The following is a 24,530-nucleotide window of genomic DNA, read 5'->3' on the forward strand; positions in this document are numbered from 1 at the left end:
AGTGGACCGATGACAGACGCCACCGGTCCGCTCGCAGGCCTCGTGGTCGCGGACTTCTCTCGTGTACTCGCCGGACCGTACGCGACGATGATGCTCGGCGACATGGGCGCGGACGTGATCAAGATCGAGCGGCCCGGCAGCGGCGACGACACCCGATTGTGGGGTCCGCCGTACGATTCTGCCGGTACGGCAACGTATTTCAACTCGGTCAATCGGAACAAGACGTCTCGGTTCATCGACCTGCAGTCCGAGAGCGGTGTGGCCGAGGCCCGTGAGATCGTCGCGGGCGCAGACATCGTGATCGAGAACTTCCGCGCCGGAACGATGGACCGGCTCGGTCTCGGCTATCAGGCTGTCGCGCAGACGAACCCTGGCCTGATCTACTGCTCGATCACCGGCTTCGGTACCGGCGGCGGTGCTGCTCTTCCTGGATACGATCTGGTGGTCCAAGCCGTCGGCGGGCTGATGAGCGTCACCGGACCCGACGCATCCACACCGACGAAAGTGGGCGTGGCGATGGTCGATATCGTCACCGGTCTGCATGCGCTGAGCGGAATCCTTGCCGCACTGCATCATCGATCGAACACCGGTGCGGGTCAGCAGGTACACACCTCGCTGATGGCGTCGGTACTGTCCGCACTCAGCAATCAGTCGGCGGCATATCTCGGGGCGGGCACCGTGCCGGTTCCGATGGGCAACAAGCATCCGTCGTTGGTGCCGTACGAGGTGTTCGAGACCGCCGATCGACCGCTCGCGTTGGCCGTGGGCAACGATCGGCAGTTCCAGGCGTTGGTCGACGTGCTGGGTACCCCGGATCTGGTTGCGGATCAACGCTTCTCGTCCAATTCTGCTCGCGTCGAACATCGAGATCAGTTGGTCGACCTGCTCAACACGGCGTTGCAGACGCGTACTGCGGACGAATGGTATCGAGAACTGATGGCGCGGCACGTTCCCGCCGGGCCGGTCAATTCCATCGAGGAGGCATTCGCGTTCGCGCAGTCGTTGGGTCTCGAACCACGCATCGAGGTTCCCGGGGCAGTGGCCGAGGGCGTCCGAAATCCGGTGGATTTCTCGACGACCCCGGTGAACTACCGGCTGCCGCCCCCGCCGGCCGGCTGAGCCCGTGCGTGGGGGTCCTGCAACTTGTGCTCCACTCCAGGGCTCGAGTCGGCGAATCCCCGGTATGCAATCTCTTCAGTGGAGCAATAGTTGCAGCGGCAGTAACTCGCTGCGCTAGTTCAGCGCCCACTTCACCGACACGGACACGCTGACGGTTTGCTGTCCCGGTTCGATGGGCACTGCCGTGTCGAACGAAGCGGAGTCGCGAAAGCTCGTCGGCTGCTCCTGACCGGTGATCGACTCGGTGATCGACAGAACGTCACCGAGTTCGCCGCCTGCGAGCGACGCATACTGCTCGGCGCGATCGCGGGCGTCGGCGAACGCCCTGGATCGGGCATCGGTGATCAGCTCGGAATCGTCGTCGATCTTGAACGAGACCCCGGAGATTCGGGTCGCGTTGCCACCGGCGGAGGTGGCGTCGCCCAGGACTGCAGACGCCTTCGACAGGTCGCGCACCGTGACCTGCAACGTGTTGGTGGCCTGATATCCGGAGATGGCCGAGGTGCCGCCCGGCAGTGCTCCGGAGTACTGCGGATCGATCGACACCTGCTGCGTCTGAATATCCTCGCGTGCGACGCCGACAGCAATCACTGCGTCGGTCACCTCGGTAACCGCAGCATTGGCCTGTTCGATGGCGGCAGTGACGTCCTCGGCTGTGGCTTGAACGCCGATCTGAGTCGTCAACGTGTCCGGTGCACCTTGCACTTCGCCCACTCCGTTGACGTTCACTCCGGGAGGTCCGTCCGGGGACGTGGCCGCTGGACTGCTGCAGCCTGCGGTCAGGGCCACGGCCAACACCAGGGCCGATGCGCACGATCCGATCGTCCATCGATTTCGGTTCACCGCCGTAGTGTCCACCATTGCAGGTGAATTGGGAAGGCTCAGGGCTTGCGGTACTCGGCGTCGAACGTCACGGTCACCTCGTCTGCCACCTTCATGGCTCCGAACATCTGCGAATACGGCGTGATCTTGTAATCCGTTTGACGCACGGTAGTTTCGGAACCGATCTGCCATCTGTCGCCGGAGTCGGTGACGTCCACGTCCACGGTGATCTCCTTCGAGACACCGTGTATCTCGGCGGTACCCGCCAAGCGAAATCCGGAGGCAACGGCAGTGATCTCCTCCGAACGAAATCGAATTGTCGGGTACCGGTTGGCGTCGAAGGTCTTGAGTGCGTTGGCTTTTGCGACGATCTTCTCCGGCCCGATCAGCGGTGTCAGTCCGCCCTCGCCGTGGATCACCTCGAGTGAGCCGACCTCGGCGGTCAGTGACACCGCGGTGGGCGCGTCCCCGGACCACTCGACCGTCGCGGTCCAGGAGGTCACCGCAATCGTGAGTCGATGCCCCATCTTGGATGCCCTCCCGGTGACATCCGTCCTAACAGCCAACTGCCCGCCGTCCGATGCGTCGAAAGCCCAGGTCTCGGTGGTCATCTTCGCGACTGTAGACGCGCGGCGGCCCGGCAGCTCACCGAAGCCGACAATGGAGGCTTAGTGTGAAGGAATGTTCTCCAATTCTCCTCGAACATTCGTCGCCGACGCCCTCCGCGGCTTCGTGGCCGCCACCGACGACGTCACCTGGCACGCCGATCCCGGATTCCTCACCCGTCGCTACCGCATCTCCGACGGTCAAGTCGCGCTGCTGTCCGGTGGCGGATCGGGCCACGAGCCGATGCATGCCGGATTCATCGGTCGCGGCATGCTCACCGGCGCGTGCCCCGGCCTGGTGTTCACGTCACCGAACGCCCTCCAAGTACACGAGGCATCCAAGGCCGTGGACTCCGGCGGCGGAGTGGTGCACATCGTGAAGAACTACACCGGCGACGTGATGAACTTCAAGATCGCCCGAGAGTTGTTGCAGGAAGACGGTATTGCAGCCGATGTCGTTCTCGTCGACGACGACGTGGCCAGCGAGAGCGAGGACGGCCCGGGTCGCCGTGGCACTGCCGCGACCATCGTCGTCGAAAAGGTGTGCGGCGCAGCGGCAGAACGCGGCGACAGCCTGCAGGCGGTGGTCGCGCTGGGGCGTCGAACAGCGGAGAACGCACGCAGTATGGCGGTCGCATTGAACCCGCCGACGCTACCGGGTGCCGACGGGCCGTCGTTCGAACTGCCCAAGGAGGAAATCGAACTCGGCATCGGTATCCACGGCGAGCGCGGCACCGACCGGGTGTCCCGGCTGCCTGCTCAGGAGGTCGTCGAGAAGCTGACCGAGCCCATCGTGAGCTCGCTCGGATTGAACTCGGGCGAATCGGTGATCGCCATCGTCAACGGGCTCGGCGCAACGCACCCGCTCGAACTGCATCTGCTGTTCGGGGAACTCTCGGAGTACCTCGCGGGTAAGGGCATCGAGATAACCCGCTCACTCGTCGGAAGTTTTGTCACCGCGCTCAACATGGGCGGAGCGTCCATCACTCTGGTGCGCGCCGACGACGAGATGCTCGAACTCTGGGACGCCCCCACCGATGCGCCCGGTTGGCCCAACGCGCAGAGCCAAGGTGCGAAACCGGTGGGCGAGCGCGGCGCATTCGGGCCGACGTTCTCGCCGTCCGACACCGGAGAGAAGTCGGCATTCGTCTCGGAGTGGATCGGGTCGTGGGCCCAGCGGGTACTCGACGAGGAGCCCGCTCTGACCGAATTGGATCGCAAGGCGGGCGACGGCGACTTCGGTACCAACATGGTGGCCGCACTCGAACAACTCGACCTCTACGCGATCAAGGAAACCTATTCGGCAGCAACGGTATTCGAAGCCGTGAGCGAGGCCTACCTCGGCCATGCGGGCGGTACGTCCGGCGCACTGTTCGGCATTTGGTTCCGGCAGTTCTACCGACGATGCTCGACACCGAGCCATCTGCCGCGGCTGTCGCAGCGGCCGCGCGGGCCGGACTGGACAGCATCACCGAACTCGGTGGCGCCCGCGTGGGCGACAAGACGATGATCGACGCCATTGCCCCGGCTGTCGACGCGCTCGAGAAAGACGGCGGCACCCTGCAGGATGCCGCCGACGCCGCGAAGTCCGGAGCCGAATCGACCAAGGACATCACCGCCAACCGGGGCCGCGCCAGCTATGTCGGTGAGGCCGCGCGAGGCGTCGTCGACCCCGGCGCGTTGGTCATGGCCTGGTTCTTCGAAGCGGCAGCGTCTAGCTGATCGAACCGAGGAACACCGCCGCGATCGCTTCGAGGCCGGCCTGATCGTCGGCGTCGAAGCGATCGGGTATCGGGCTGTCCAGATCGAACACACCGATCAGTTTCTCGCCCTGGTACAGCGGAACGACGACCTCGGAGCGAGTGTTGGCATCGCACGCGATGTGGCCGGGGAAGGCATGAACGTCGGCCACTCGTTGTGTCTCGCGGGTGGTCGCGGCAGCGCCGCAGACCCCTTTGCTCAGCGCGATGCGAACGCAGGCAGGCTGGCCCTGGAACGGGCCGACCACCAGTTCGGTGCCGTCGAACAGGTAGAAGCCGACCCAATTGACCTCGGGCAGAGCGTGATAGACCAACGCGGAGAGATTGGCGGCGTTGGCGATGAGGTTCGATTCCTCGAACACCAGGCCGCGTGCCTGCTCGGCGAGCTGCTGGTACTGCTCTGCCTTGGAACCGTTCAGTTCGGTCGCGGTGAAAGACATGCGCCGAGTCTAAGCGCACACCCCAGCACCACCAGATACGCCGACATCCCGCCCACCTGCACCCGCTGGGCGATGCCGAGGCCGTGATCGCCGGGAAGGTTGTCGGCGATCAACAGCCACGCCGTGGCCAGGGCCGTGATGGCCAGCACCGCGACACCGAGCGTCCGAAGCAGGGGATAGGCCCGATAGCGGAATGCGGCGAGCGTGAACGCGATCATGACCGTGAAGATCGCGAACACCGCGATGGTGCTCGTCAGAGCATGAAGATGATGAAGCTGTGGGAACAACCCGCTGGGCTCGATCGGGCAGCTCGGATCGTCGGCGGCCACACACTCGAGTGGCAGTTTCGCGTCGGCGATGGTGGCGATACCGAAGATGCCCGACGCCACCCAGCCGGTGACGACGAGCCGTCGGCGAGGGCTGACGAGGAAACCGAGCACGGCGGCGAGAATCATCAGCGAACCCGTGACCACGTCTGCGGTGGAGAAGAATTCGCGGTACGGCTGATCGCGGGCATCGAGTTCGCTGAGGAACGACCGGGCCGGGTCGAGCCCGGTGTCGAGGAAGAATTCGGCCACCCACGCGGAGTACAGCAACCCGGCGAGGATCAGAAACACCACCGCGATTACTCGGCGGATATCCACACCTTCGGTTTTCGAGCGCACCGACCAAGGCTAACCAGTGAGCTCGTCGGCAGCTGCCACCGCCAGCGCGACGGCGGAGTCGCAGTCGTCCGCCATGACGGACAGCTCGGGAACCGTGCGGGCGTAACGCGCGGCCGAGTCCTCGTTACCGGGCAGGCCGAGAACGGGGTTGCCCAACACGATGTCGGCCGAACACACCGAATCCGAGTCGCGAGTCTCCACGGTGTAACCGCCCTGCCGGATCTTCTCGCGATCTGTCGAACGCAAGTCGCTGTCGTCGTAGGTGAGCGCGACGTCGAGCAGTACCAGGTTGTCCTCGAACGTCGCCGACGACGCCTCGAAGTGGCAGCCGTACGGATCCGCGGCAGGGTTCCACCGGTCGACCGTCCAGGTCTCGGGCAGATGCTCCAGCACGCTGCACGGATCCTTCGCGGCCAACGGCAGGTTGTACCTGGAATCGGCACGTAGTGGTGGATCGCTCACGAGGCCGAGTGCGGTCTCGGTGACGGATTTCGCTGCACTGCAGGCGTCTCCGTCAGCAAGATAGACGTCGATCGTGGCGAAACTACGACCCGATTGGGTGAGAACATCGTCCATGGGCCCGGAGGTGGTGCCGTCGAACTCGTCGCGAAGCGGGAAGCTGACGCGACACGTCCCTCGGGAGGCGTCATCGAGGTACACCTGCTCGCCGCCGATCGTGACTTGCTCGAAGTTCGGGTCGGCCGGCGTCGGCTGGTATCCGTTCAGCTTGATCGACACGGAGTCCGTGACGTCCGATCGCCCAGGGTTGACTTCTGCCGAGCAGCTACTCAGTTCGCCGTCCGGCCTGAGCTGCACCACGGTGCCGAGAGCTGTGAGGTCGTCCTCGGTGAGGAAGCCGCAGGGATCGAGGCTGCGGACGAAGGCCGCCGAGTCGGCCAGATAGCGGTCTGCCTCCGACATCTCGAATCCGTACCGGTTCTGTTCCGCCGGCGACGCACTGCCGGCGGGGAACGCGCTGCCGAGCAACACCACCGCGCATCCACTGGTCGATAACGACATCGCCGCTGCCATCGCCGCAAGCACCCAACTTTTACGCACTGTCCTCATCCCTCGACTCGAATCGACCGATCATCAGGTTGGACGCGCGGGGAGTGCTGTGGGTTTCAGTCGGTCACTATCGGATCTGCAGCAAGATCATCGACGACGCGTTGGGCGGCGACGACCGGGTCCTCGTGTTCCCAGATCCGCACGACGCGCCAGCCTTCCTCGATCAGGCGGGTGTCGGTGTCGCGGTCGCGGGCCACGTTGGCAGCCAGCTTGTCGGCCCACCACTGGGCGTTGTTGCGGGGTTTCGTCGCGTGGACGGGGCAACTGTGCCAGAAGCAACCGTCGACGTAGACCGCCACTTTGCGACGGGGAAACACCAGATCTGCTCGACGCCGCATGCCCTTCAGCGGAGCGCGGTCGACGAAATAGCGCAGTCCTCGTCGGTGCAACTCACGACGCAGCGCCACTTCCGGTTTGGTGTCGCGGCGGCGCTGCTTACTGAGCCGTGCACTGGTTTTCGCGTCGGTGACGGGACGTGTCGCGCTCAAACCGACACCCGTTGCGTGTACCCACCCATGCGCTCGAGGTGGGCGTCGAGGTCGTCGAGAAAGCCGTCGGCGAAGCGGAGGTTGCCGGCTCGCGCGCGCTTGAGGAACCCGGCCGTGGCTCGCGCCGACAGCAGGGTGGAGTCGTCCAGGAAGTCGATCAGGTCCTCGGGCGGTTCGTGCACCGGCATGGTCGAGACGGTCACCTTGAAGCTCGCGCGGTCTCGGCCCCACGCGGCCGTCGGCCAGGCCTGACCGGGCAGCAACGCGGTGTCGCCTGCGACGTCGTAGGGCTTCGGGTCGTCGAGTGCGGCGGCGACCCACGACGCCATCCGCACACTGACGGCATTGCCGACGAGCTTCCAACGATGCCCGGTACGCACTCCGGCGCGCTCGACCGCAGGCAGCGTCCAGTCCGGATCGAACCCCTGCAGCCGCTCGGCCCCGATGATGCCGGGCGTGACGATCTCCCCGGACGGCAACCGCACGGCCGGCGGACTGGCGATGCCGAGGGAGGAACCGCCCTTGAGGGTGGGGACGGCGTTGACGGCCCAGCCCAGTCCGCGGGTGCCCTCGGTCCAGTAGAAGCCGCAGGGCGCAGTACTCGGATCGCCGTCGGGCAACGGCCCGGCATCCTGCGAGAACAGCACCTCACGCGGATCGTCGGTGCGCGAGGCCAGCATCACCACGCGCTGTCGACGCTGCGGCAACCCGAACGCACGGGCGTCGACGACGCGGTAGGCCCACATGTAGCCGAGGTCCTCTAGCGCGTCGGTGATGTGTCGCATCGCTGCGCCACGTCCGAGTTGCAGCATGAACGGCACGTTCTCCATCAACAGCCACCGCGGGCCGCGGCGACGTGAGACCAGCCGGAACACCTCGTCGACCAGCCCGGAGCGAGCCCCGGTGATGCCTGCGGTCCGTCCGGCCTGGGAGAGGTCCTGGCAGGGGAAGCCGGCAGCAACGAGCTCGGTGCCGGTGGGCAGGCTGCGCAGCGTGGTGACGTCGGTGTGCAGCGGAACGTTCGGCATGCGCGCCGACAGCACCGCGCCGGCACCCGGATCGATCTCGCACAACAGCTGCGTCGTCCACCCTGCCTCGGCCAACCCCAGCTCGAGCCCGCCGATACCGGCGAACAACCCGACCATCGACCGTGTGCTCACGTGTGCCCTTCTCTCGCCCGACGGGTTCACGTTACTCGAGACTCGGTGTGCTGAGCGTCGGTCGAACTTGACCTCGACCGTGCTCGAGGTTCCACACTGGAATGCAGGCCGCCGAAAATCGGTTGGAAACTGAGCCTGAGCAATGAAATCATTCGGGCACCGCAATAAGGAGAACAACACGTGTCCACGGGTGTGCTCGACCCCGAAGCCCCAACCGTCGTTGAGTCGAACCCGAATGCTTCGCGGACACCCACGTCGCTGCAGCGTTTCGCGCCGTTCCTGGCCCCGTACAAGTGGTTCTACATCGGCTCCATCGTGGTCTCGCTCATCGCGACCCTCACCGGCCTCGTCATTCCGCTGGTGATGCAACGCGTCATCGACGGGCCCATCGCCGACCGCAACTTTTCCGCGGTGTGGTGGCCCGCGGCGCTGATCCTGCTGCTCGGCACCATCGACGCGGCCGGCATCTGGGTGCGTCGATACCTGGTGTCACGCCCGTCGAGCCAGTTCGAGATCAGCGCTCGGGCAACGGTATTCGACAAGCTGCAACGGCTGTCGGTCGCGGCGCACGAGAGCTGGGAATCGGGTCAGCTGCTCTCCCGTGCCATCGCCGATCTCGGGTCGCTGCGCCGGTTCATGGCGTTCATCGGCCCGTTCATCATCATCAACGCCGTCACGCTCGTCGTGGGTATCGGTGTATTGCTCGTTCAGGCATGGCAATTGGGTCTGATCATGCTGGTGACATCGGTTCCGCTGGTGATCGCCTGCACCAGGTTCGAGACGCTGTACCGCGTCGTCGCGCGTGATGCTCAGGACCAAGCAGGTGATGTGACGACAACGGTCGAGGAGTCCATTCAGGGCATCCGTGTTCTGAAGGCGTTCGGGCGAAGTGCGCACCTGGGCAAGCAGTTTCTGCGTCAGGCCTACACTCTTCGCGGCACCGAGCTGAAGAAGGTGCGCTATCTCGCGATCATCTGGGCGGTGATCGTCGGACTGCAGCCGATCACCATCGGCGCGATTCTGGCCGTGGGAACCTACTCGATCGTGCAGGGCACGATGACGGTCGGCACGCTCGTCGCTGCCATCGCCATCGTCACGTTCCTGCTGTGGCCGATCGAATCCTTCGGATACCTGCTGGCGGAGTTGAACAATGCGCGGACTGCGGCGGATCGTTACTGGGAGATCATCGACACCCCGGAGACCGTGACGGATCCGGACAACCCCGTCGAATTGCCCGACACGATCCGTGGCCGAGTGCAGTTCGACCGCGTCGGATTCACCTTTCCGGACGCGTCCTCGCCGCTGCTCACCGATGTCAGTTTCGTCGTCGAGCCGGGGGAGACCGTTGCGCTCGTCGGCAACACCGGCAGCGGAAAGACGGCACTGACGAACCTCGTTCCTCGTTTGTTCGACGCTACCGAGGGCACCATTTCGATCGACGGTATCGACGTGGCGTCGATGCGGCTGGCCGATCTGCGCTCGATCGTGTCGGTAGCGTTCGAGGACCCGGTGCTGTTCTCGGCCAGTGCGCGGGAGAACATCGCGCTCGGCTCTCCTGGCGCGTCCGATGCCGAGATCACCGAGGCGTTGGGGATTGCTCACGCAACGGAATTCGTCGACCGGCTGCCGTGGGGCCTGGCCACGCGCATCGGTGAGCAGGGCATGAGTTTGTCGGGCGGGCAGCGGCAGCGACTCGCACTGGCCCGTGCAGTGCTGGGCAAGCCCCGGGTGCTGGTGCTCGACGACCCGCTCTCGGCACTCGACGTGGACACCGAAGCGAAGGTGCAGAAGGAATTGCGGCGCGTGCTGGCCCATTCGACGACGTTGCTGGTGGCACACCGGCCGTCGACGGCGGCGTTGGCCGACCGGGTGCTGTATCTGGAGAACGGAAGAATTGTGGAGCAGGGAACGCACGAGGGACTGCTGGCGTCGTCGCCGCGGTACCGCGACGTCATGGGGTCGATCCATGGCTGAGCAGACCGCAACCGCGGACTGGCGGGGAGTGGGCGGCGAGGACTCGGAGGTGGACGCCACCGGAAACCTGGTGTTGGCCGGACGTTCTCGGCGGTTGCTCGCCTCGCTGGTGCGCCCGTACAAGAAGCAGGCCCTGCTGTCTTTCGTCATCATTCTGATCGACAACATCACCTATGTGGCCGGCCCGCTGTTCGTCGCCTACGCCCTCGACAACGGCGTCGGTGCTGCCGGACAAGGTGATTGGGGTCCGCTGCTGTGGGCCGTGGGCGGATACACCGGCTTCGGCCTGCTCGGAATGTTCACCACCTACGCGTTTCTCACCGTCTCGGGCCGACTCAGTCAGAACATTCTTTACGACCTGCGTGGACGCGTGTTCGACCACGCGCAGAAACTCAGTCTGTCGTTCCACGAGAAATACACGTCGGGACGGTTGATCTCGCGGTTGACCAGTGACGTGGAGTCGTTGCAGACACTGCTCGAAAGTGCGCTCAACGACGCGTTGACGGCCATCCTGTCGATGGTCTCGATCGCCGTCATCCTCGTGTATCTCGATGTTCCGATGGCGATGATCGTGCTCGCCGGCTTCGTACCGCTGGTGCTCGTCACCCGGTGGTCACAACGACGCCAACGCCAGGGATACCGTCGAACACGGGTGGCGATCGCACGTGTGGTGGTTCATTTCGTGGAGTCGATGGGCGGAATCCGTGCCGTACAGGTCTTTCGGCGTGAAGGTCGCAACGACGCGATCCTCGAGACCGAGGACTCGGAGTACCGAGATGCCACCACCGCGGCCCTGCGCGGCATGGCGAGCTACACCGGAATCGTTCGGTGGATCGGCAACGTCACTCTGGCGATCATCCTGGTGTTCGGTAGCTGGCGAGTGATCAACGGGCACATGGACGTCGGCGTGCTCGCCGCGTACGTGCTGTACCTTCGCCGGTTCTACGGCCCACTCGACGAGCTGGCGATGGTGTTCAACGCCTACCAGTCGGCCGCCGCTGCACTGGAGAAGATCTCCGGCGTACTCGAGGAAGAGCCGTCGGTGGTTGCCCCGAAGAACCCGGTGTCGATCGGAACGGTGAAGGGAGACATCACGTTCGACGACGTGCACTTTTCCTACGGCACCGAGCGCGTCGTGCTGCCCGAGTTCTCGCTGCACGTGCCGGCGGGTCAGGTGGTTGCCATGGTCGGTGCGACCGGAGCCGGAAAGTCGACGTTGGCAAAGCTGTTGGCGCGCTTCTACGATCCGACCGCCGGATCCGTGCGACTCGACGGCATCGACATGCGCGACATCTCCGACGAGGACCTGCGCCGCAACGTCGTCATGGTGACACAGGAATCGTTCCTGTTCTCCGGCTCGGTGGCCGACAACATCCGCCTCGGACGTCCCGACGCGACGGACGCCGAGGTCCGCGCTGCCGCCGAGGCCGTCGGACTGACCGAGTTCATCGCCTCGCTCCCCGAAGGGATCGATACCGACGTGCGTAAGCGCGGAGGCCGATTGTCCTCGGGCCAAAGGCAATTGGTGGCGTTCGCGAGGGTGTTCCTCGCTGCGCCGTCGGTAATCGTGCTCGACGAGGCAACGTCGAGTCTCGACATCCCGAGCGAGCGGTTGGTGCAGCGCGCACTCGAAACGATTCTGCAGGGCCGGACGGCGTTGATCATCGCGCACCGCTTGTCGACGGTGGCCATCGCGGACCGCGTCCTCGTCATGGCGGACGGCAACATCGTCGAGGACGGAACCCCGGCGGACCTCATTGCGGGAGAGGGCCGCTTCGCACACCTGCACGAGGCGTGGGAGGACTCGCTCGTCTAGGTCCAGGGGGTGATCGGCGGTTTGACCCACATGATCTTCTCGTCGGCGTGCTGGGGCGTCGCCCCGTCGTGACCGGGGTGCTCGGCCGCCCACGCGGATTTGCGGTCGAGCAACTCGGCCACGATGGTCCACGTTTCCATCGTGCTCGGTGGATGCAGGTCGGCTGCGCGGGCCAGTTTTCGACGGGTGGCGTCGGTGAGATCGAGCAGTTCCGCGCCGCTGATGCCGCGCTCCCAGACGTAGCGCGCCAGAGCAGTCGCCTTGTCCTGTCGGCTCTTCGCGGCCTGCTCGGAATGCGCGAAATCGAACTGGCCGCCGCCTGGGTTCCCTGTCGTCACGGCCATCACCTTAGTAATCGTGAGCGAAATCGACAGGGCCCGGCCGCTGTAAGGCGTCGCACACGGTGTCGGGCCAGAAGTCGACGTCGACGGGGTCGGCCGAGGCCGAGCGCAGCATGAACGGCTGGGTCGGTGCAAAGAAAAGTCGCGTCCGCTTGTTCTACAGGGGGCCCTGTCGCATACCGTAGGACCCGTGATCACTCAAGCATCGGGTGCAGAGCACGTCTCCGTTCCCGCAACCGCCACCACCGACGCGAAATCCTGGCCCTCGATCCTGACGTGGCGAGCGCACGACGTTCCCCGCATGGAGTCCGTGCGCGTCCAGCTTTCCGGCAACCGCATCAAAGCTGCCGGACGCATCATCGGTGCCGCCTGCAGTGATCATCCCGCCTTCAGTGCGTCGTACGACCTGGTGACCGACGAATACGGCGTCACCAAGAGGCTCTCGGTACGCACCTCGCTCGCGTCGGGTGACCGGCAGGCCTCGGTCAGCCGCGACGATGAGGGCTACTGGATGGTGGAGAACTCCGCCAACCACCAGCGCTCGACCTACAGCGGTGCCCTCGACGTCGACATGGTGCTCAGCCCGTTCTTCAACACCCTGCCGATCCGACGATTCGGTCTGCACACCCAGGTCCAGGACCTCGAGGTGCCGACGGTGTACGTCAACCTTCTCGACCTGAGCATCCAGGAAGCGACCCTGACCTACAGCAGCGGCGCGCACGGCATCCACGTCATCTCGCCGGTCTCGACATCGTCGGTGACGGTCGACGCCGACGGTTTTGTCATCGACTACCCGGGACTCGCCGAGCGGATCTGACGCACGACGCCACCGCGTCGCCCCGCGTCCTGCAGGTTCTCTCGCCACCCCGGCTCGCCCGGGGTTACGTCGGTGATGTCGAATCGCTGATGCTGCTCGTACTGCAGTCGCGCTGCGTGTCCGGCGTCGACCAGCGTTTCGGTCGAGTTCTCGTTCAATTTTTCGCGCGCTGTGGTGAGCGCATGCAGCGCCTCGTCGAGCGCGGTTCGTAGCGCGGTCGCGTTGCCCTCGGTCATCGCACGGACGAGAGTCGGCGCCGAGGACGCCACCCGGGTGCCGTCGCGAAACGACCCCGCGGCGAGCCCGAGCGCCAACGGCCCACCCGCGGCCCCCACGATCGCCAACGCCTCGGCCAGCAGATGCGGTAGGTGCGAGATGCGGGCGACGGCGCTGTCGTGCTCGACGCTGCCGGCCGGAACGACCACCGAACCGCAGGCCAGGGCCAGCTGGGCCACCCGCACCCACACGTCGGCGTCGACACCGGAATCCGTGGACACCACCCAGACCGCGTCGGCGAACAGTGCCGGGTCCGTCGCCGACCAGCCCGAGTGGTTGGTACCCGCCATCGGATGGCCGCCGACATAGCGGGCCTGTAGTCCGCGAGCAGCGACGGCCGCGGCAACCTCGGCCTTGACGCTCACCACGTCGGTGATCGGGGCGGTGGGTGCGTGCTCGGCGATGGCCTGCAGAGCGGAGTCGACGGCAGGCATCGGAACGGCGATGACGATCAGCGCATCCTCATCTGCAGCCCTGGTCAGGGCGGTTGCCAGATCGGTGCCGACGTCATAGCCATCGTCCGCAGCCCCGGCGATCGCGTCGGCCGATCGGTTCCAGCCCCACACCCGGCGACCGGCGTCGTGCGCCGCCCGCAGAATCGACCCACCGATCAGTCCCAGACCGAGAACGCACACCGAAGAAGAAGTCACCCGATCAGATTGGCACAGGTGGGTGACTTCCAAGGGAGGTGGACTTCGAATACCGGCACCTACCGGACTACCGTTGCGCACATGGCCGCACAGCGCGCGAACAACAACCGTGCCTCCGCATCGGAGTACGACGACCTCGAAGGATTCGGCGTTGCAGTTGTCCGAGAGGACGGCAAGTGGACCGTGACGCCACTGTCCGACGACGCACTGACCAGCCTGTCGGCAGCAGAGACCGAATTGCGTGAACTACGCAGCTCGGGAGCGGTGTTCGGACTGCTCGACGTGGACGAGGAATTCTTCGTCATCCTGCGTCCCGCACCCAACGGCACCCGCCTACTGCTGTCCGACGCGGTCGCCGCCGTCGACTACGAAATCGCCGCCGACGTCCTCGACGCACTCAACATCGAGATCCCCGACGTCGACCCCGACGAACTCGACGACATCGAACCCTACGAGGAAGGCGACCTCGCTCTCCTCGCCGACCTGGGCCTGCCCGAGGCAGTCCTGGGCATCATCGTCGCCGAGACCGACGACTACCCGGACGAACAACTGCAATCCATCGCCGAGCGCCTGGGCTTCGAGGACGAATTCGCCGCAGCGGTGAACAAGCTGCGGCGGTAACCGATGCCGCTGCCCGACGCGGACATGATCCGCGCAGCGCTGTCGGCCGCAGCCGAGGCATCGGACGCCGACGTCCCCGTCGGAGCCGTCGTGTACGACGCGTCGGGACGTGAGATCGCGCGAGCCTGCAATGCGCGGGAGGCGTCGGGCGACCCCACTGCGCACGCCGAAGTGCTCGCATTGCGTCGAGCAGCCGCCGTCCACGGAGACGGCTGGCGGCTCGAAAACTGCACTCTTGCAGTCACTTTGGAACCCTGCACGATGTGCGCCGGTGCCCTCGTTGCGGCCCGCGTCGGCACCGTGGTGTTCGGAGCCTGGGAACCGAAAACCGGGGCCGTTGGCTCGCTGTGGGACGTCGTCCGAGACCGTCGACTCACCCACCGCCCACAGGTGCGCGGGGGAGTGTTGGAAGCCGAATGCGCCGAAGTGCTGACCCAGTTCTTCGCCCGCCAGAGATAACGATCTCGTCACGGGGTGGCCGGAATGTCCAACATTGGGGAGGGTGGAGGGCAGGGCGCAACGCTGCGCTCCGAACTTGCGAAGGAGACACTCATGGGACTCGACGACAAGATCTCGAACAAGACCGAAGACCTCGGCGGCAAGGCAAAAGAAGCCGCAGGTTCGGCAACCGGAGACAGGGACCTCGAAGCAGAGGGCAAGGGCGATCAGACCTCCGCCGCATTCAAAGACGGTGCCGAGAAGGTCAAGGACGCGGCCTCGAACATCAAGGACAAGCTCACCGGCAAGTAATTTTGCGCTCTGAGCAGGCGATTTAGCCTCAGGCGCTCATTCCGGTACAGTCTTCTGCGGTGGCGTGTCCGAGCGGCCTAAGGAGCACGCCTCGAAAGCGTGTGAGGGTTCACCCCCTCCGAGGGTTCAAATCCCTCCGCCACCGCCAAGACTCCCCACCCGATCCGTCGGGTGGGGAGTTTTTTGTGCGCGGGGTGGGGTGGCTGGGTGTTGCTCGGCAAACGCGCGCGCATTCGTCAGATGCGTTCAGATTCGTCACCGATTCTGGGTCTACTTCGCGCGCACCTGGCAAACGCGCGCGCGTTTGCGGGATCAACAGGGCCCGGGCATCGAACCCCCAGGGCCGGGCGGGATCACCGGGCGGGTGTTACGCGGCAAACGCGCGCGCATTCGTCAGATGCGTTCAGATTCGCCACCGATTCGGGGTCTACTTCGCGCGCACCTGGCAAACGCGCGCGCGTTTGCGGCGGTAGAGGGGCGGCGACCGACTCAGACGCTCAGCATTGCCCCGCGCCCGCGGCGTCGAGTCCCCGCAGAATTTCGCCTTGATCGGCCTCGGGCACCGTGGACCAACTCGGCGCGGTGGTCATTTCGCTGCGCAGACCCTCGACGGATTTTGCGCGATCGGAGATTCCGGTTTGCTCCAGTGCATCGATGGACGGGAGAAACTGGGTGCAGGTCTGACGGTAGAGATCGTCGCCGGTGACGCCTCCGGTTCCTCCGGTCACTGCGGGGTCGGCTGGATCAGCGGCGGGCGGTGCCTCGGGAGCCGGACTGTCAGCGGGTGCATCGACCGTCGGGGTGGCAGCTGCGGTGGTCGCCTGCGTCGTCGTGGCCGACATGGCCGGAGCTGACGTGGCCTGAACGGACGTGGTCGACGCGTTCTCGGTCGACGCGTCGTCGCCGCATCCGGCTACAGAGGTGGCCACGATCAGCCCGAGCAATCCGGTCGCGATCTTTCGTTTCATCGCCACTGTGTACCACCTGCGGCTCAGAGCAGTGTCTGCGCGCGCCCGGTGATGGTGCTCAATGCGGTGGACCAGGCGATGTGCTTGGGGTCCAAAAACGCTCCGTGTCCGGCTCCGGGCAACACGACCAGCTCGGGGTCCGTGCTCCCTGCGCGGGTCGCGGCGTCGACGTACACGCGGCTCTGGTTCACCGACACGGTCTGGTCCGCATCACCGTGCAGCGCGGTCAACGGGACGTCGAGCGGGAGGTATTCGATGGGGGAGGCGATCTTGTATCGACCGGGAACGTCGTTGGGCATGCCGCCGAGGAATGCGGGCACGAACTTGTCGTTGCCGATGTTCGCCGCTCGTTTCATGTCGAACACCCCGGCCATGATGGTGGCACTGCGCGGCCGGATTCTGGGGTCTGCTCCCGGTGCGTCGATCGGCATCAGATGACGCGCAGCGACCCACGCGGCCAGCTGTCCGCCGGCCGAATGTCCGGCGACGTGCACTCGATCGAGGTCGAGTCGCCCGTCGGCGGCGTTCTGTACGACGGTTGCCAGTGCCTCGGTGGCGTCGTCGACGTCGGTGAGGGTGTTGGCCCAATTGTTCGGTCCGCGCCGATACTCGACGTTCCACACGGCGATGCCCTGGTCTGCGATGGCTTTGGACATCTGCTGGAAGTACGACAGATCGAGGTTCTCCTGCCATCCACCGCCGTGAATCATCACCACCACCGGCAGTGACGTCGCAGTGTTGGCAGGCAGATACAGGTCTCCGATGTTGTCGGGTTGGTACCCGTACTTCAGCCGGATCGGATCTCCGGTCGGTCCCGAAACGGGTTGCAGTGCAGCCGAATACGTCTCTGCTGTGCTCGGTGAGGATGTGGTGTCCGTGGAACTGCAGCCGACCAGCGTGACAGCGAGCAGGCCGGACAGGAAGTGGCGACGATTCACGTACCCTGAGCCGTCCAATCGAGCAGCTCGGGCAGCGACCAGGTGTTGATGACGCGATCGGCGGGAACGCCTTGGGCTTCGGCGCGGACACAGCCGTAGCCCTGCCAGTCGAGCTGGCCCGGTGCGTGTGCGTCGGTATCGATGGAGAAGAGGCAGTCGCGTTCGAGGGCGATGTCGATCAGGCGCTCGGGCGGGTCCTGGCGTTCGGGCCTGGCGTTGATCTCCACCGCGGTGCCGAACTGTCGGCATCCCTCGAACACCACCGGGGCGTCGAACGTCGACTCGGGCCGCTTTCCCCGGCCGCCCTCGACCAGTCGGCCGGTGCAATGACCGAGTACGTCGACGTGCGGATTCGCGATGGCGGTGACCATGCGCTTCGTCATCGCCACAGAATCGGCCCGCAGGTTCGAGTGCACGCTGGCCACCACCACGTCGAGTTCGGCGAGCAATCCCTCGTCCTGATCCAGCGAACCGTCGTCGAGGATGTCCACTTCGATTCCGGTGAGGATGCGGAACGGCGCGAGTTGCTCGTTGAGCTCGGCGATGATGTCGAGTTGTTTTCGCAGACGCTCGGCGCTGAGTCCGTTGGCGACCTTGAGCCGCGGTGAATGATCGGTCAACGCGCAGTACTCGTGCCCGAGGTTCTTGGCGGTGCGCATCATCTCGTCGATGGGGCTGCCGCCGTCGGACCAATTGGAATGGGTGTGCAGGTCGCCTTTGAGTGCGGCCCGTAGTGCGTTGTTGCCGATGGGTTCTGCGGCGTCGCGTTGCTCGGCCAGGTAGTCAGGAACGTCCTGGGTCAGCGCCTGCCGGATGATCAGCGAGGTCTTCGCACCGATTCCGGCCAACGACGACCAGCTGTCCGCCTTCTCGTGCTCGGATCGTTTTGCAGGAGAGAGTGATTCGACGACATCCGCGGCTCGGCGGTAGGCCTTGACGCGATGGGTGTCCGAGCGCGAACGCTCGAGCCAGAAGCCGATCTCACGAAGTGCCTCCACCGGATCCATGGGTTCCATTGTGCCTGGCACCACCGACACCTGCGCACGGGGTAATCGGACAAAATTCTCAGGGAGTTGCCAGGTCGCTCACTCCCCATGGGCTTGAAGCTGCAACTATCATCGTCGGTCATGACCAAGAAATGGTGGACAGTTGGCGTCGTTGTCGTAGTGCTCGTGGCCCTCGGGCTGTATTTCGGCCCCAAGATCTACGCGTCCTTCCAGGAGGACGACGCTCCGGCAGCGACCGTCGACACCTCCGGTGCGCAGGCCGCCACCACCGACGATCTGAACGGCACCTGGACGGTGACGGCAGGCGATGCGTCGAACAAGACCGCGGCCGGCTACACCGTCGACGAGGTGCTCAACGGATCGGATGTGACCGTCGTCGGGTCGACGCCCGAGGTCAGCGGCTCGGTGACCGTGGCGGATAATTCGTTGACCGCCGGTGAGGTTGTGGTGCAGACCAATTCGATCACCACCGACAGTGACCGTCGAGACGGTCAGTTCCGCGGCAACATCTTCGACACCGCGACATATCCGACGGCGACGTTCACCATCGACCAGCCCGTCGACCTCTCGTCGTTGCCCAAGGACGGCACCACCCAAACCGTCACGGCGGAAGGCACATTGACGCTCAAGGATCAGACGCGTCCGGTGTCGGTCGAGATGGAGGTGCTGCAGTCCGGTGACACGCTCATCGCGTCGGGTGCAATTCCGACGACGTGGTCGGACTACGGCATCGAGCCGCCGTCGCTCGGTTTCGTGACCGTCGAGGGTTCGGGAACCGTCGATTTCCTGATCAATCTGAGTCGGCAGTAGCCCGTTCTCGTGGGGCCGCCGGTGTCCATCCCGGCGGTCCGACGACGTATCCGACGCGTTCCTTCCATGACCTCGATGCCGCGACATCCCGTGCGATGTTGCGGTATTCGTGTGTTTGAAGCGTCCAGATGTTGAACGTGCCGACGGGCTTGGTCAGTCCGTAGTTCGGTCGCTGGACTTCGTCGGCGTAGCTGCCGAACAGGCGGTCCCAGACGATCAGGATGCCGCCGTAGTTCTTGTCGAGGTATTGCGGATCGCGACCGTGATGGACGCGGTGGTGCGAGGGCGTGTTGAAGACGAACTCGAACGGCCGCGGCAATTTGTCGATCCGTTCGGTGTGTACCCAGAACTGGTAGACGAGATTGATCGAAAAGCCCACGAACACCATCCACGGCGGCATCCCCAGCAGCGGCAGGGGCAGCCACATGATGATCTCGCCGCTGTTGTTCCACTTCTGCCGCAGCGCCGCGGCGAAGTTGAAGTACTCGCTCGAGTGGTGAGCCTGATGGGTCGCCCAGATCAGTCGGGTTCGGTGTGCGATGCGGTGGTAGCCGTAGAACAGCAGATCGACGCCCAGGATGAGGATGACCCACGTGTACCAGGCGTCGGCGGGTAGATGCCACGGCGCGATGTAGACGTAGATGGCGGTGTAGCCGATCAGGGCCAGCGCTTTCCACGCAGTCGTGGTTGCGATCGAAACCAAACCCATGCTCAGGCTCGCCCGTGCGTCCCGGGCCGAATACGCGCCGGGGGTTCCGTCTTCGAGTTTCTTCGCCGCGATCCACTCGATCGTCAGCAGTAGCGCGAACGCGGGGACGGCCAGGGCAACCGGATCCCGCAGCGGTTCGGGTAGCGCGTTCCACGCCGATGCGAGTTGGTCCCTCATGTGTACGGCCCTCCCGTGCGTGACACTGCTGTGCGAAGTGTAACGCTGTTTGCTGTCCCTTGTTTGCGCATTCGGCGGGCCGCAGCGTGGCGGTCAGGTGTCGGGCGACTGTCTGCGGGTGAACGGGCGCGGCTCGTACTGTGGAGTGTGGGCACCGAGCTGCCGAGAGAGCGGAGTGGGGACTTGTTGGAGAAGATCACGTCCACGATCGGGCAGGTGGGCGAGTCCGTGTTGGGTGTCGTCGGAATTCGGGTCGGCACCGAGGAGCCGCCGCACACGAGCCGGCGACTGACCGATGCGGTGGAGATCCGTCGTTACGAACCACGCATCGCAGCCCAGACCACCGTCGACGCAGATGAGGAAGAGGCACGCCAGGAGGGCTTCCGTCGCCTGGCCCGGTACATCTTCGGCGGAAACGGAGGCAAGCAGAAGGTCGCGATGACCGCTCCCGTCAGTCAGTCGTCGGCAGGCCCGCAGAAGATTGCGATGACGGCCCCCGTGTCGAGCACGCCCGGCGGCGGGGGCTGGGTAGTCCGGTTCTTCATGCCGTCCAAGTGGACGATGGACACGCTGCCCGAGCCCGACGACGACCGCGTGACGTTGACGTCGGTTCCGGCGGAGACAGTGGCCGTGCTGCGGTTCAGCGGTGGGCGGGGCCGGGACAACATCGAACCGCAGATAGCGGCGTTGACCGAAGCGCTGCGCGCACACGGCATCGAGATGCAAGACGAGCCGATGACCTGGTTCTACGACCCGCCCTGGACCTCGGGGCCACTCCGTCGCAACGAGGTGGTCGTGGTGGTGCCGGACGGTTCCTGACAGATCTGCTCGACGTGCTGGAGGTGCGTGAGCTGGCGGCGATCGCGTTCTACGAAAAGTCGGGTTGGATCAGGACCGGTACCGCGCCCGCGGACTGGGTGTTGCCCGACGGGCGCAGAGCCGTCGAACATCGGTACGTACCCGGTCGCTAATTTCCTATCGAAATGATAGGAATTGAATCGTGCACATCACGGCGAAAGCGGACTACGCGGTGCGGACTCTCGTCGAGCTCGCCGCGGTCGGCGGCCGAGCACCCGCCAAGGCCGAGGCGCTTGCCGCCGCTCAAGGGATACCGCACAAATTTCTCGAGTCGGTGCTCTCCGACCTGCGTCGCGCCGAGTTGGTGCGAAGTAGAAGGGGACCCGACGGCGGATACTGGCTCGCGCGGGAGGCGTCGAACATTTCCGTCGCGGACGTGATGCGTGCCGTCGAGGGGCCGCTCGCATCGGTGCGCGGGCAACGGCCCGAGGATGCGCAGTACGCCGGTCCCGCCGAGCCGTTGACGCGGGTGTGGCTGGCCGTCCGGGTCAATCTGCGTGCGGTTCTCGAATCCGTATCGCTGGCGGACATCGTCGACGACGACCTCCCGGATTTTGTCGGAGAGCTGATCAGCGAGCCGACCGCATGGTCCCGTCGATGACCTGAGTCACAGTCGGCCGCCGATGTGGCGCGGTCGTCAATATTGCACAGCTCTGCAAACTTGCCGAGCTGTGCAACTTCCGTATGTTGGACAGGGTGACCACCCCGACCGGCCTTCGCGATCAGAAGAAGGCAGCCACCCGCGACGCCCTCGGCATTGCCGCAGTCCGTCTGGGAAAGGAACACGGACTCGATGCCGTGACGGCCGACGCCATCGCACACGAAGCCGGAGTGTCGACCCGAACGTTCCACAACTACTTCTCCAACAAGGAAGAAGCGGTACTCCACAACATCGAGGCCTCGGCTCTGGAATGGTTCGAGCTGCTTCGCGCCAGACCCGAATCCGAACCCATCTGGGATTCGTTGCAGCACATCGCCGTCAACCTCGTCGCCGACCCGGGCCGCGACCTCGACGACACATTCGCCGCAGCACGACTCATCGAGGCCAACCCGGCGCTGATGGCACGCAAGCTCGAAATGCACCACTCGCTCACCCGCAAACTCGGCGAGGCAATCGCTGAGCGCACCGGAACCGATATCGATTTCGACCTCTACCCCAACCTGCTGCAAATGGCAGTCGGCGGTGCCGTGACCGCCGCACTGAACCTGTGGATCAACGACCCCGGCGGAGAGAACACTCCGAAAGCGCTTGTGGAGAACGCATTTCAGCAACTCCGCGCCGGAATCCCCGAGCCGAAATCTCGCCAGCACGTATCCGATAACAACCGAGGAGCCTGACAGTGGCCACCTATCTGTACCGAATCGGCAGATTCGCCTACCGCCGCAAGGGGGTCGTCCTCGGCCTCTGGCTCGTCATTCTGATCCTGGCCGGAGTGGGCGCAGCCACGCTGTCCGCGCCTACCGTCAACTCGTTCAGCATCCCCGGAACGCCTGCTCAGGCCGCATTGGATCTGCAGAAGGAACGATTCGGCGGAGCCGAGGATCCCCTTCAGGCCGTCAACGCCGAGTACGTCTTCCAAGCACCCGACGGTCAGTCGCTCGATACCCCGCAGTACACCTCGGCCATCGACGCCACGATCGCCGAGATCGAGAAGGTCGATGCGGCCAAGCCGGCGGAAGGCGCTCCGCCGCTTGCCGATCCGGTCGAGGCGAACAAGGCCATCGTGCAGCAGTACACCGACGCAGCCGCCGAGGCAGGAACGCCGGCCGACAAGGTGGCAGCCGACGCGGCAGCCACGTCGCCGTTGAGCCCCAACGGCAACGTCGGCACCGTCACGGTTCCGATCAACGTCGAGCTGGCCGACGTCACCGACGCGATTCGCAGCGATCTCGATGCCGCGGCGCAACCCGCGCGTGACGCAGGACTGACCGTCATCCTCGGTGGCACCGTCGCCCAGGAGAACCCGTCACCCGGTGGAAGTTCGGAGATCGTCGGTCTTGCCGTCGCCGCCATCGTGCTTCTCATCATGTTCGGCTCGGCCGCCGCTGCCAGCCTGCCGCTGATCACCGCGATCGTCGGTATCGGAATTTCGAGTCTGGCCATCACGACGGCCTCCGGGTTCGCGAGCCTGTCCTCGTTCACTCCAATTCTCGCGATCATGATCGGGCTTGCCGTCGCGATCGACTACTCGCTGTTCATCCTCGCGCGCTACCGGCACGAGCTCACGCTCACCGACAACCGCGAGGAAGCAGTCGGTCGAGCGGTCGGTACCGCCGGATCGGCCGTCGTGTTCGCCGGCGCGACCGTGCTCATCGCCCTCGTCGCCCTGCGCGTCGTCGGCATCCCGTTCCTGTCGCAGATGGGTCTGGCAGCAGGCTTCGCGGTGTTCATCGCGGTACTCATCGCCCTGACGTTCCTGCCCGCCATGCTGGGCGTCTACAAGGGCAAGGCCTTCGCGGGCAAGCTCAAGTTCGTCAACACCACCGACCCGGAGGACCCGAACGCAACCCCCACTAACGGTCTTCGGTGGGCACGGTTCCTGGTCAAGAAGCCGATCCTCGGCCTCGTCGGAGGCATCGTGCTGCTCGGTGTCATCGCGGGCCCGACCACCGGGCTGTCGCTGGCTCTCCCGTCGATCGCCACCTCGGACCCGTCCACGCCTGCCCGTCAGGCCTACGACATCACCGAAGAGGCATTCGGGCCGGGACGTAACGGACCGCTGCTCGTCATCGCCGACGCGTCCGACGTCGCCGAGGCAGACCGCACCGCGTCCTTCGGCAAGGTCATCGAGACGATCACCGCACAATCGGACGTCACGAACGCACAGATCGTCGCCGTCAACCCGGCGGGTGACACCGCGCAGATACTCGTCACCCCGTCGAGCACACCCAACAGTGACCAGACGAAGGCGCTCGTGACCAACCTGCGCGATGCCGAGAGTGGATTGCAGGAGAGCTCGGGCGTCTCCTACGGAGTGACGGGCGAAACCGCGATCGGGATCGACATCTCGGAGCGGCTGCAGAGCGCGCTGATTCCGTACCTGGCCGTGGTCGTCGGACTGGCGTTCGTGCTGCTGATGCTGGTGTTCCGCTCGATTCTGGTGCCGCTGACGGCAACGGTCGGGTTCCTGCTCAGCGTGCTCGCCACCTTCGGCGCGACGGTGTTCATCTTCCAAGAGGGCGGGCTCGGCATCATCTCCAACCCGCAGCCGATCGTCAGCTTCATGCCGATCTTCCTCATCGGTGTGGTGTTCGGCCTCGCGATGGACTACCAGGTGTTCCTCGTCTCGCGCATGCGTGAGGAGTTCGTGCACGGCGCGGCCGCCAAGGACGCCGTCGTCAACGGCTTCAAGTACGGCGCACGCGTGGTCACGTCGGCAGCGGTCATCATGATCTCGGTGTTCGCCGCGTTCATCGCCGAGCCGGACTCGTTCATCAAGTCCATCGGCTTCGCATTGGCCGCCGCCGTCTTCTTCGACGCGTTCGTCGTCCGTATGGTGCTGATTCCGTCGGTGATGGCGCTACTGGGCGACAAAGCCTGGTGGTTGCCGAAGTGGCTGGACAAGATCCTGCCCAACGTCGACATCGAAGGGGCCAAGCTGAAGACGGCCCCGGAGAAGCGCGCGTAATACTCGCGTCGCAGCTGAGAGGCCGAAGATTGCTCGTAATACTCGAAACGGAGAGACTGTTA

The 24,530-nt window shown here is 65.1% G+C and carries 25 protein-coding genes, 1 tRNA gene and 1 pseudogene; 14 read left to right on the top strand and 13 right to left on the bottom strand.

Annotated features, from left to right (window positions below):
- Positions 1 to 9 precede the first annotated feature (9 nt).
- Complete coding sequence (locus AB0O58_RS05870; RefSeq protein ID WP_206499129.1) at positions 10 to 1,119, top strand: CoA transferase; 1,110 nt, start codon at positions 10 to 12, stop codon at positions 1,117 to 1,119.
- 114 nt (positions 1,120 to 1,233) lie between these two features.
- On the opposite strand, the gene AB0O58_RS05875 is transcribed toward AB0O58_RS05870, so the two are convergent.
- Entirely contained in the window at positions 1,234 to 1,962 is a 729-nt protein-coding gene (locus AB0O58_RS05875) for an SIMPL domain-containing protein (RefSeq protein WP_366238003.1), read from the bottom strand.
- Positions 1,963 to 2,000: 38 nt separating this feature from the next.
- The gene (locus AB0O58_RS05880; RefSeq protein ID WP_204847056.1) at positions 2,001 to 2,552 is read right to left on the bottom strand and encodes a YceI family protein; all 552 of its coding nucleotides are present in this window, start codon (positions 2,550 to 2,552) and stop codon (positions 2,001 to 2,003) included.
- A gap of 70 nt (positions 2,553 to 2,622) precedes the next feature.
- On the opposite strand from AB0O58_RS05880, the pseudogene dhaL reads away from it, so the two are divergent.
- A pseudogene (dhaL, locus tag AB0O58_RS05885) lies at positions 2,623 to 4,268 on the top strand (dihydroxyacetone kinase subunit DhaL).
- On the opposite strand, the gene AB0O58_RS05890 reads toward dhaL, so the two are convergent.
- Genes AB0O58_RS05890 through dcm form a run of 5 tightly spaced genes read right to left on the bottom strand, consistent with a single transcriptional unit; the run spans position 4,261 to position 8,112 of the window.
- Positions 4,261 to 4,746 carry a GAF domain-containing protein gene (locus AB0O58_RS05890; protein ID WP_032373319.1) on the bottom strand — a complete coding sequence of 162 codons (486 nt, stop codon included), beginning with the start codon at positions 4,744 to 4,746 and terminating at the stop codon, positions 4,261 to 4,263. The pseudogene dhaL and the gene AB0O58_RS05890 overlap by 8 nt on opposite strands.
- Positions 4,722 to 5,411 carry a DUF998 domain-containing protein gene (locus AB0O58_RS05895; RefSeq protein ID WP_230592070.1) on the bottom strand — a complete coding sequence of 230 codons (690 nt, stop codon included), beginning with the start codon at positions 5,409 to 5,411 and terminating at the stop codon, positions 4,722 to 4,724. Before AB0O58_RS05895 ends, AB0O58_RS05890 begins: the two co-directional genes overlap by 25 nt.
- 9 nt (positions 5,412 to 5,420) lie before the next feature.
- Entirely contained in the window at positions 5,421 to 6,479 is a 1,059-nt protein-coding gene (locus AB0O58_RS05900) for a hypothetical protein (protein WP_155289499.1), read from the bottom strand.
- A 56-nt stretch (positions 6,480 to 6,535) separates the two neighbouring features.
- The gene (locus AB0O58_RS05905; RefSeq protein ID WP_032373321.1) at positions 6,536 to 6,967 is read right to left on the bottom strand and encodes a very short patch repair endonuclease; all 432 of its coding nucleotides are present in this window, start codon (positions 6,965 to 6,967) and stop codon (positions 6,536 to 6,538) included.
- Positions 6,964 to 8,112: a DNA (cytosine-5-)-methyltransferase gene (gene dcm / locus AB0O58_RS05910; protein WP_179274536.1), complete on the bottom strand. Its 1,149-nt coding sequence runs from the start codon at positions 8,110 to 8,112 to the stop codon at positions 6,964 to 6,966. The genes AB0O58_RS05905 and dcm overlap by 4 nt, the downstream gene beginning before the upstream one ends.
- A 195-nt stretch (positions 8,113 to 8,307) precedes the next feature.
- On the opposite strand from dcm, the gene AB0O58_RS05915 reads away from it, so the two are divergent.
- Positions 8,308 to 10,101 (top strand): ABC transporter ATP-binding protein, encoded by a 1,794-nt coding sequence (locus AB0O58_RS05915; RefSeq protein ID WP_032373323.1) that lies wholly within the window; start codon positions 8,308 to 8,310, stop codon positions 10,099 to 10,101.
- Positions 10,094 to 11,917 (top strand): ABC transporter ATP-binding protein, encoded by a 1,824-nt coding sequence (locus AB0O58_RS05920; protein WP_032373324.1) that lies wholly within the window; start codon positions 10,094 to 10,096, stop codon positions 11,915 to 11,917. Before AB0O58_RS05915 ends, AB0O58_RS05920 begins: the two co-directional genes overlap by 8 nt.
- On the opposite strand, the gene AB0O58_RS05925 is transcribed toward AB0O58_RS05920, so the two are convergent.
- Positions 11,914 to 12,255, bottom strand: a complete 342-nt coding sequence (locus tag AB0O58_RS05925) for a hypothetical protein (protein WP_235610125.1) — start codon at positions 12,253 to 12,255, stop codon at positions 11,914 to 11,916. The genes AB0O58_RS05920 and AB0O58_RS05925 overlap by 4 nt on opposite strands.
- Positions 12,256 to 12,559: 304 nt before the next feature.
- Here AB0O58_RS05925 and AB0O58_RS05930 point away from each other — a divergent pair, with 304 nt between their 5' ends.
- The gene (locus tag AB0O58_RS05930) at positions 12,560 to 13,075 is read left to right on the top strand and encodes a putative glycolipid-binding domain-containing protein (protein WP_032373332.1); all 516 of its coding nucleotides are present in this window, start codon (positions 12,560 to 12,562) and stop codon (positions 13,073 to 13,075) included.
- Here AB0O58_RS05930 and AB0O58_RS05935 read toward each other — a convergent pair.
- On the bottom strand, positions 13,048 to 14,001 hold the full coding sequence (locus AB0O58_RS05935; protein WP_196249521.1) for a prephenate dehydrogenase: 954 nt from the start codon (positions 13,999 to 14,001) through the stop codon (positions 13,048 to 13,050). The genes AB0O58_RS05930 and AB0O58_RS05935 overlap by 28 nt on opposite strands.
- A gap of 81 nt (positions 14,002 to 14,082) precedes the next feature.
- On the opposite strand from AB0O58_RS05935, the gene AB0O58_RS05940 reads away from it, so the two are divergent.
- From AB0O58_RS05940 to AB0O58_RS05955, 4 genes are all read left to right on the top strand, one after another.
- A complete protein-coding gene (locus tag AB0O58_RS05940) occupies positions 14,083 to 14,622 on the top strand; it encodes a tRNA adenosine deaminase-associated protein (RefSeq protein ID WP_027494611.1) in 540 nt (179 codons plus the stop codon).
- A 3-nt stretch (positions 14,623 to 14,625) separates the two neighbouring features.
- Positions 14,626 to 15,081 carry a nucleoside deaminase gene (locus AB0O58_RS05945; protein WP_027494610.1) on the top strand — a complete coding sequence of 152 codons (456 nt, stop codon included), beginning with the start codon at positions 14,626 to 14,628 and terminating at the stop codon, positions 15,079 to 15,081.
- Positions 15,082 to 15,174: 93 nt separating this feature from the next.
- Entirely contained in the window at positions 15,175 to 15,372 is a 198-nt protein-coding gene (locus tag AB0O58_RS05950) for a CsbD family protein (RefSeq protein WP_027494609.1), read from the top strand.
- A gap of 58 nt (positions 15,373 to 15,430) precedes the next feature.
- Positions 15,431 to 15,520, top strand: a tRNA-Ser gene (locus AB0O58_RS05955).
- Positions 15,521 to 15,869: 349 nt separating this feature from the next.
- On the opposite strand, the gene AB0O58_RS05960 is transcribed toward AB0O58_RS05955, so the two are convergent.
- From AB0O58_RS05960 to AB0O58_RS05970, 3 genes are read right to left on the bottom strand one after another with little or no spacing between them, the layout of a single operon-like run.
- Entirely contained in the window at positions 15,870 to 16,340 is a 471-nt protein-coding gene (locus tag AB0O58_RS05960) for a hypothetical protein (protein WP_283550208.1), read from the bottom strand.
- Positions 16,341 to 16,363: 23 nt separating this feature from the next.
- Positions 16,364 to 17,278, bottom strand: a complete 915-nt coding sequence (locus AB0O58_RS05965) for an alpha/beta hydrolase (protein WP_032373327.1) — start codon at positions 17,276 to 17,278, stop codon at positions 16,364 to 16,366.
- Positions 17,275 to 18,285: a PHP domain-containing protein gene (locus AB0O58_RS05970; RefSeq protein ID WP_283548800.1), complete on the bottom strand. Its 1,011-nt coding sequence runs from the start codon at positions 18,283 to 18,285 to the stop codon at positions 17,275 to 17,277. Before AB0O58_RS05970 ends, AB0O58_RS05965 begins: the two co-directional genes overlap by 4 nt.
- 120 nt (positions 18,286 to 18,405) lie before the next feature.
- Between AB0O58_RS05970 and AB0O58_RS05975 the strand changes: the two genes are divergently transcribed.
- Entirely contained in the window at positions 18,406 to 19,095 is a 690-nt protein-coding gene (locus AB0O58_RS05975; RefSeq protein WP_032368648.1) for a YceI family protein, read from the top strand.
- Here the strand turns inward: AB0O58_RS05975 and AB0O58_RS05980 are convergent.
- Positions 19,076 to 19,981, bottom strand: coding sequence for a sterol desaturase family protein (locus AB0O58_RS05980; RefSeq protein ID WP_283550207.1), 906 nt, complete (start codon positions 19,979 to 19,981; stop codon positions 19,076 to 19,078). The two genes, AB0O58_RS05975 and AB0O58_RS05980, sit on opposite strands and share 20 nt — an antisense overlap.
- Before the next feature lie 183 nt (positions 19,982 to 20,164).
- On the opposite strand from AB0O58_RS05980, the gene AB0O58_RS05985 reads away from it, so the two are divergent.
- The 4 genes from AB0O58_RS05985 to AB0O58_RS06000 all read left to right on the top strand — a co-directional run bounded on the left by AB0O58_RS05985 (position 20,165) and on the right by AB0O58_RS06000 (position 24,468).
- Entirely contained in the window at positions 20,165 to 20,800 is a 636-nt protein-coding gene (locus tag AB0O58_RS05985) for a heme-binding protein (protein WP_366238004.1), read from the top strand.
- A gap of 181 nt (positions 20,801 to 20,981) precedes the next feature.
- Positions 20,982 to 21,440: an Rrf2 family transcriptional regulator gene (locus tag AB0O58_RS05990; RefSeq protein WP_027494603.1), complete on the top strand. Its 459-nt coding sequence runs from the start codon at positions 20,982 to 20,984 to the stop codon at positions 21,438 to 21,440.
- An 86-nt stretch (positions 21,441 to 21,526) separates the two neighbouring features.
- Positions 21,527 to 22,177, top strand: coding sequence for a TetR/AcrR family transcriptional regulator (locus AB0O58_RS05995; protein WP_366238077.1), 651 nt, complete (start codon positions 21,527 to 21,529; stop codon positions 22,175 to 22,177).
- Positions 22,178 to 22,179: 2 nt separating this feature from the next.
- Positions 22,180 to 24,468 (top strand): MMPL family transporter, encoded by a 2,289-nt coding sequence (locus AB0O58_RS06000; protein ID WP_027494601.1) that lies wholly within the window; start codon positions 22,180 to 22,182, stop codon positions 24,466 to 24,468.
- Positions 24,469 to 24,530: the final 62 nt, after the last annotated feature.

The sequence above is a fragment of the Rhodococcus sp. NPDC080181 genome (assembly GCF_040702225.1).
Classification (GTDB): domain Bacteria; phylum Actinomycetota; class Actinomycetes; order Mycobacteriales; family Mycobacteriaceae; genus Rhodococcoides; species Rhodococcoides fascians.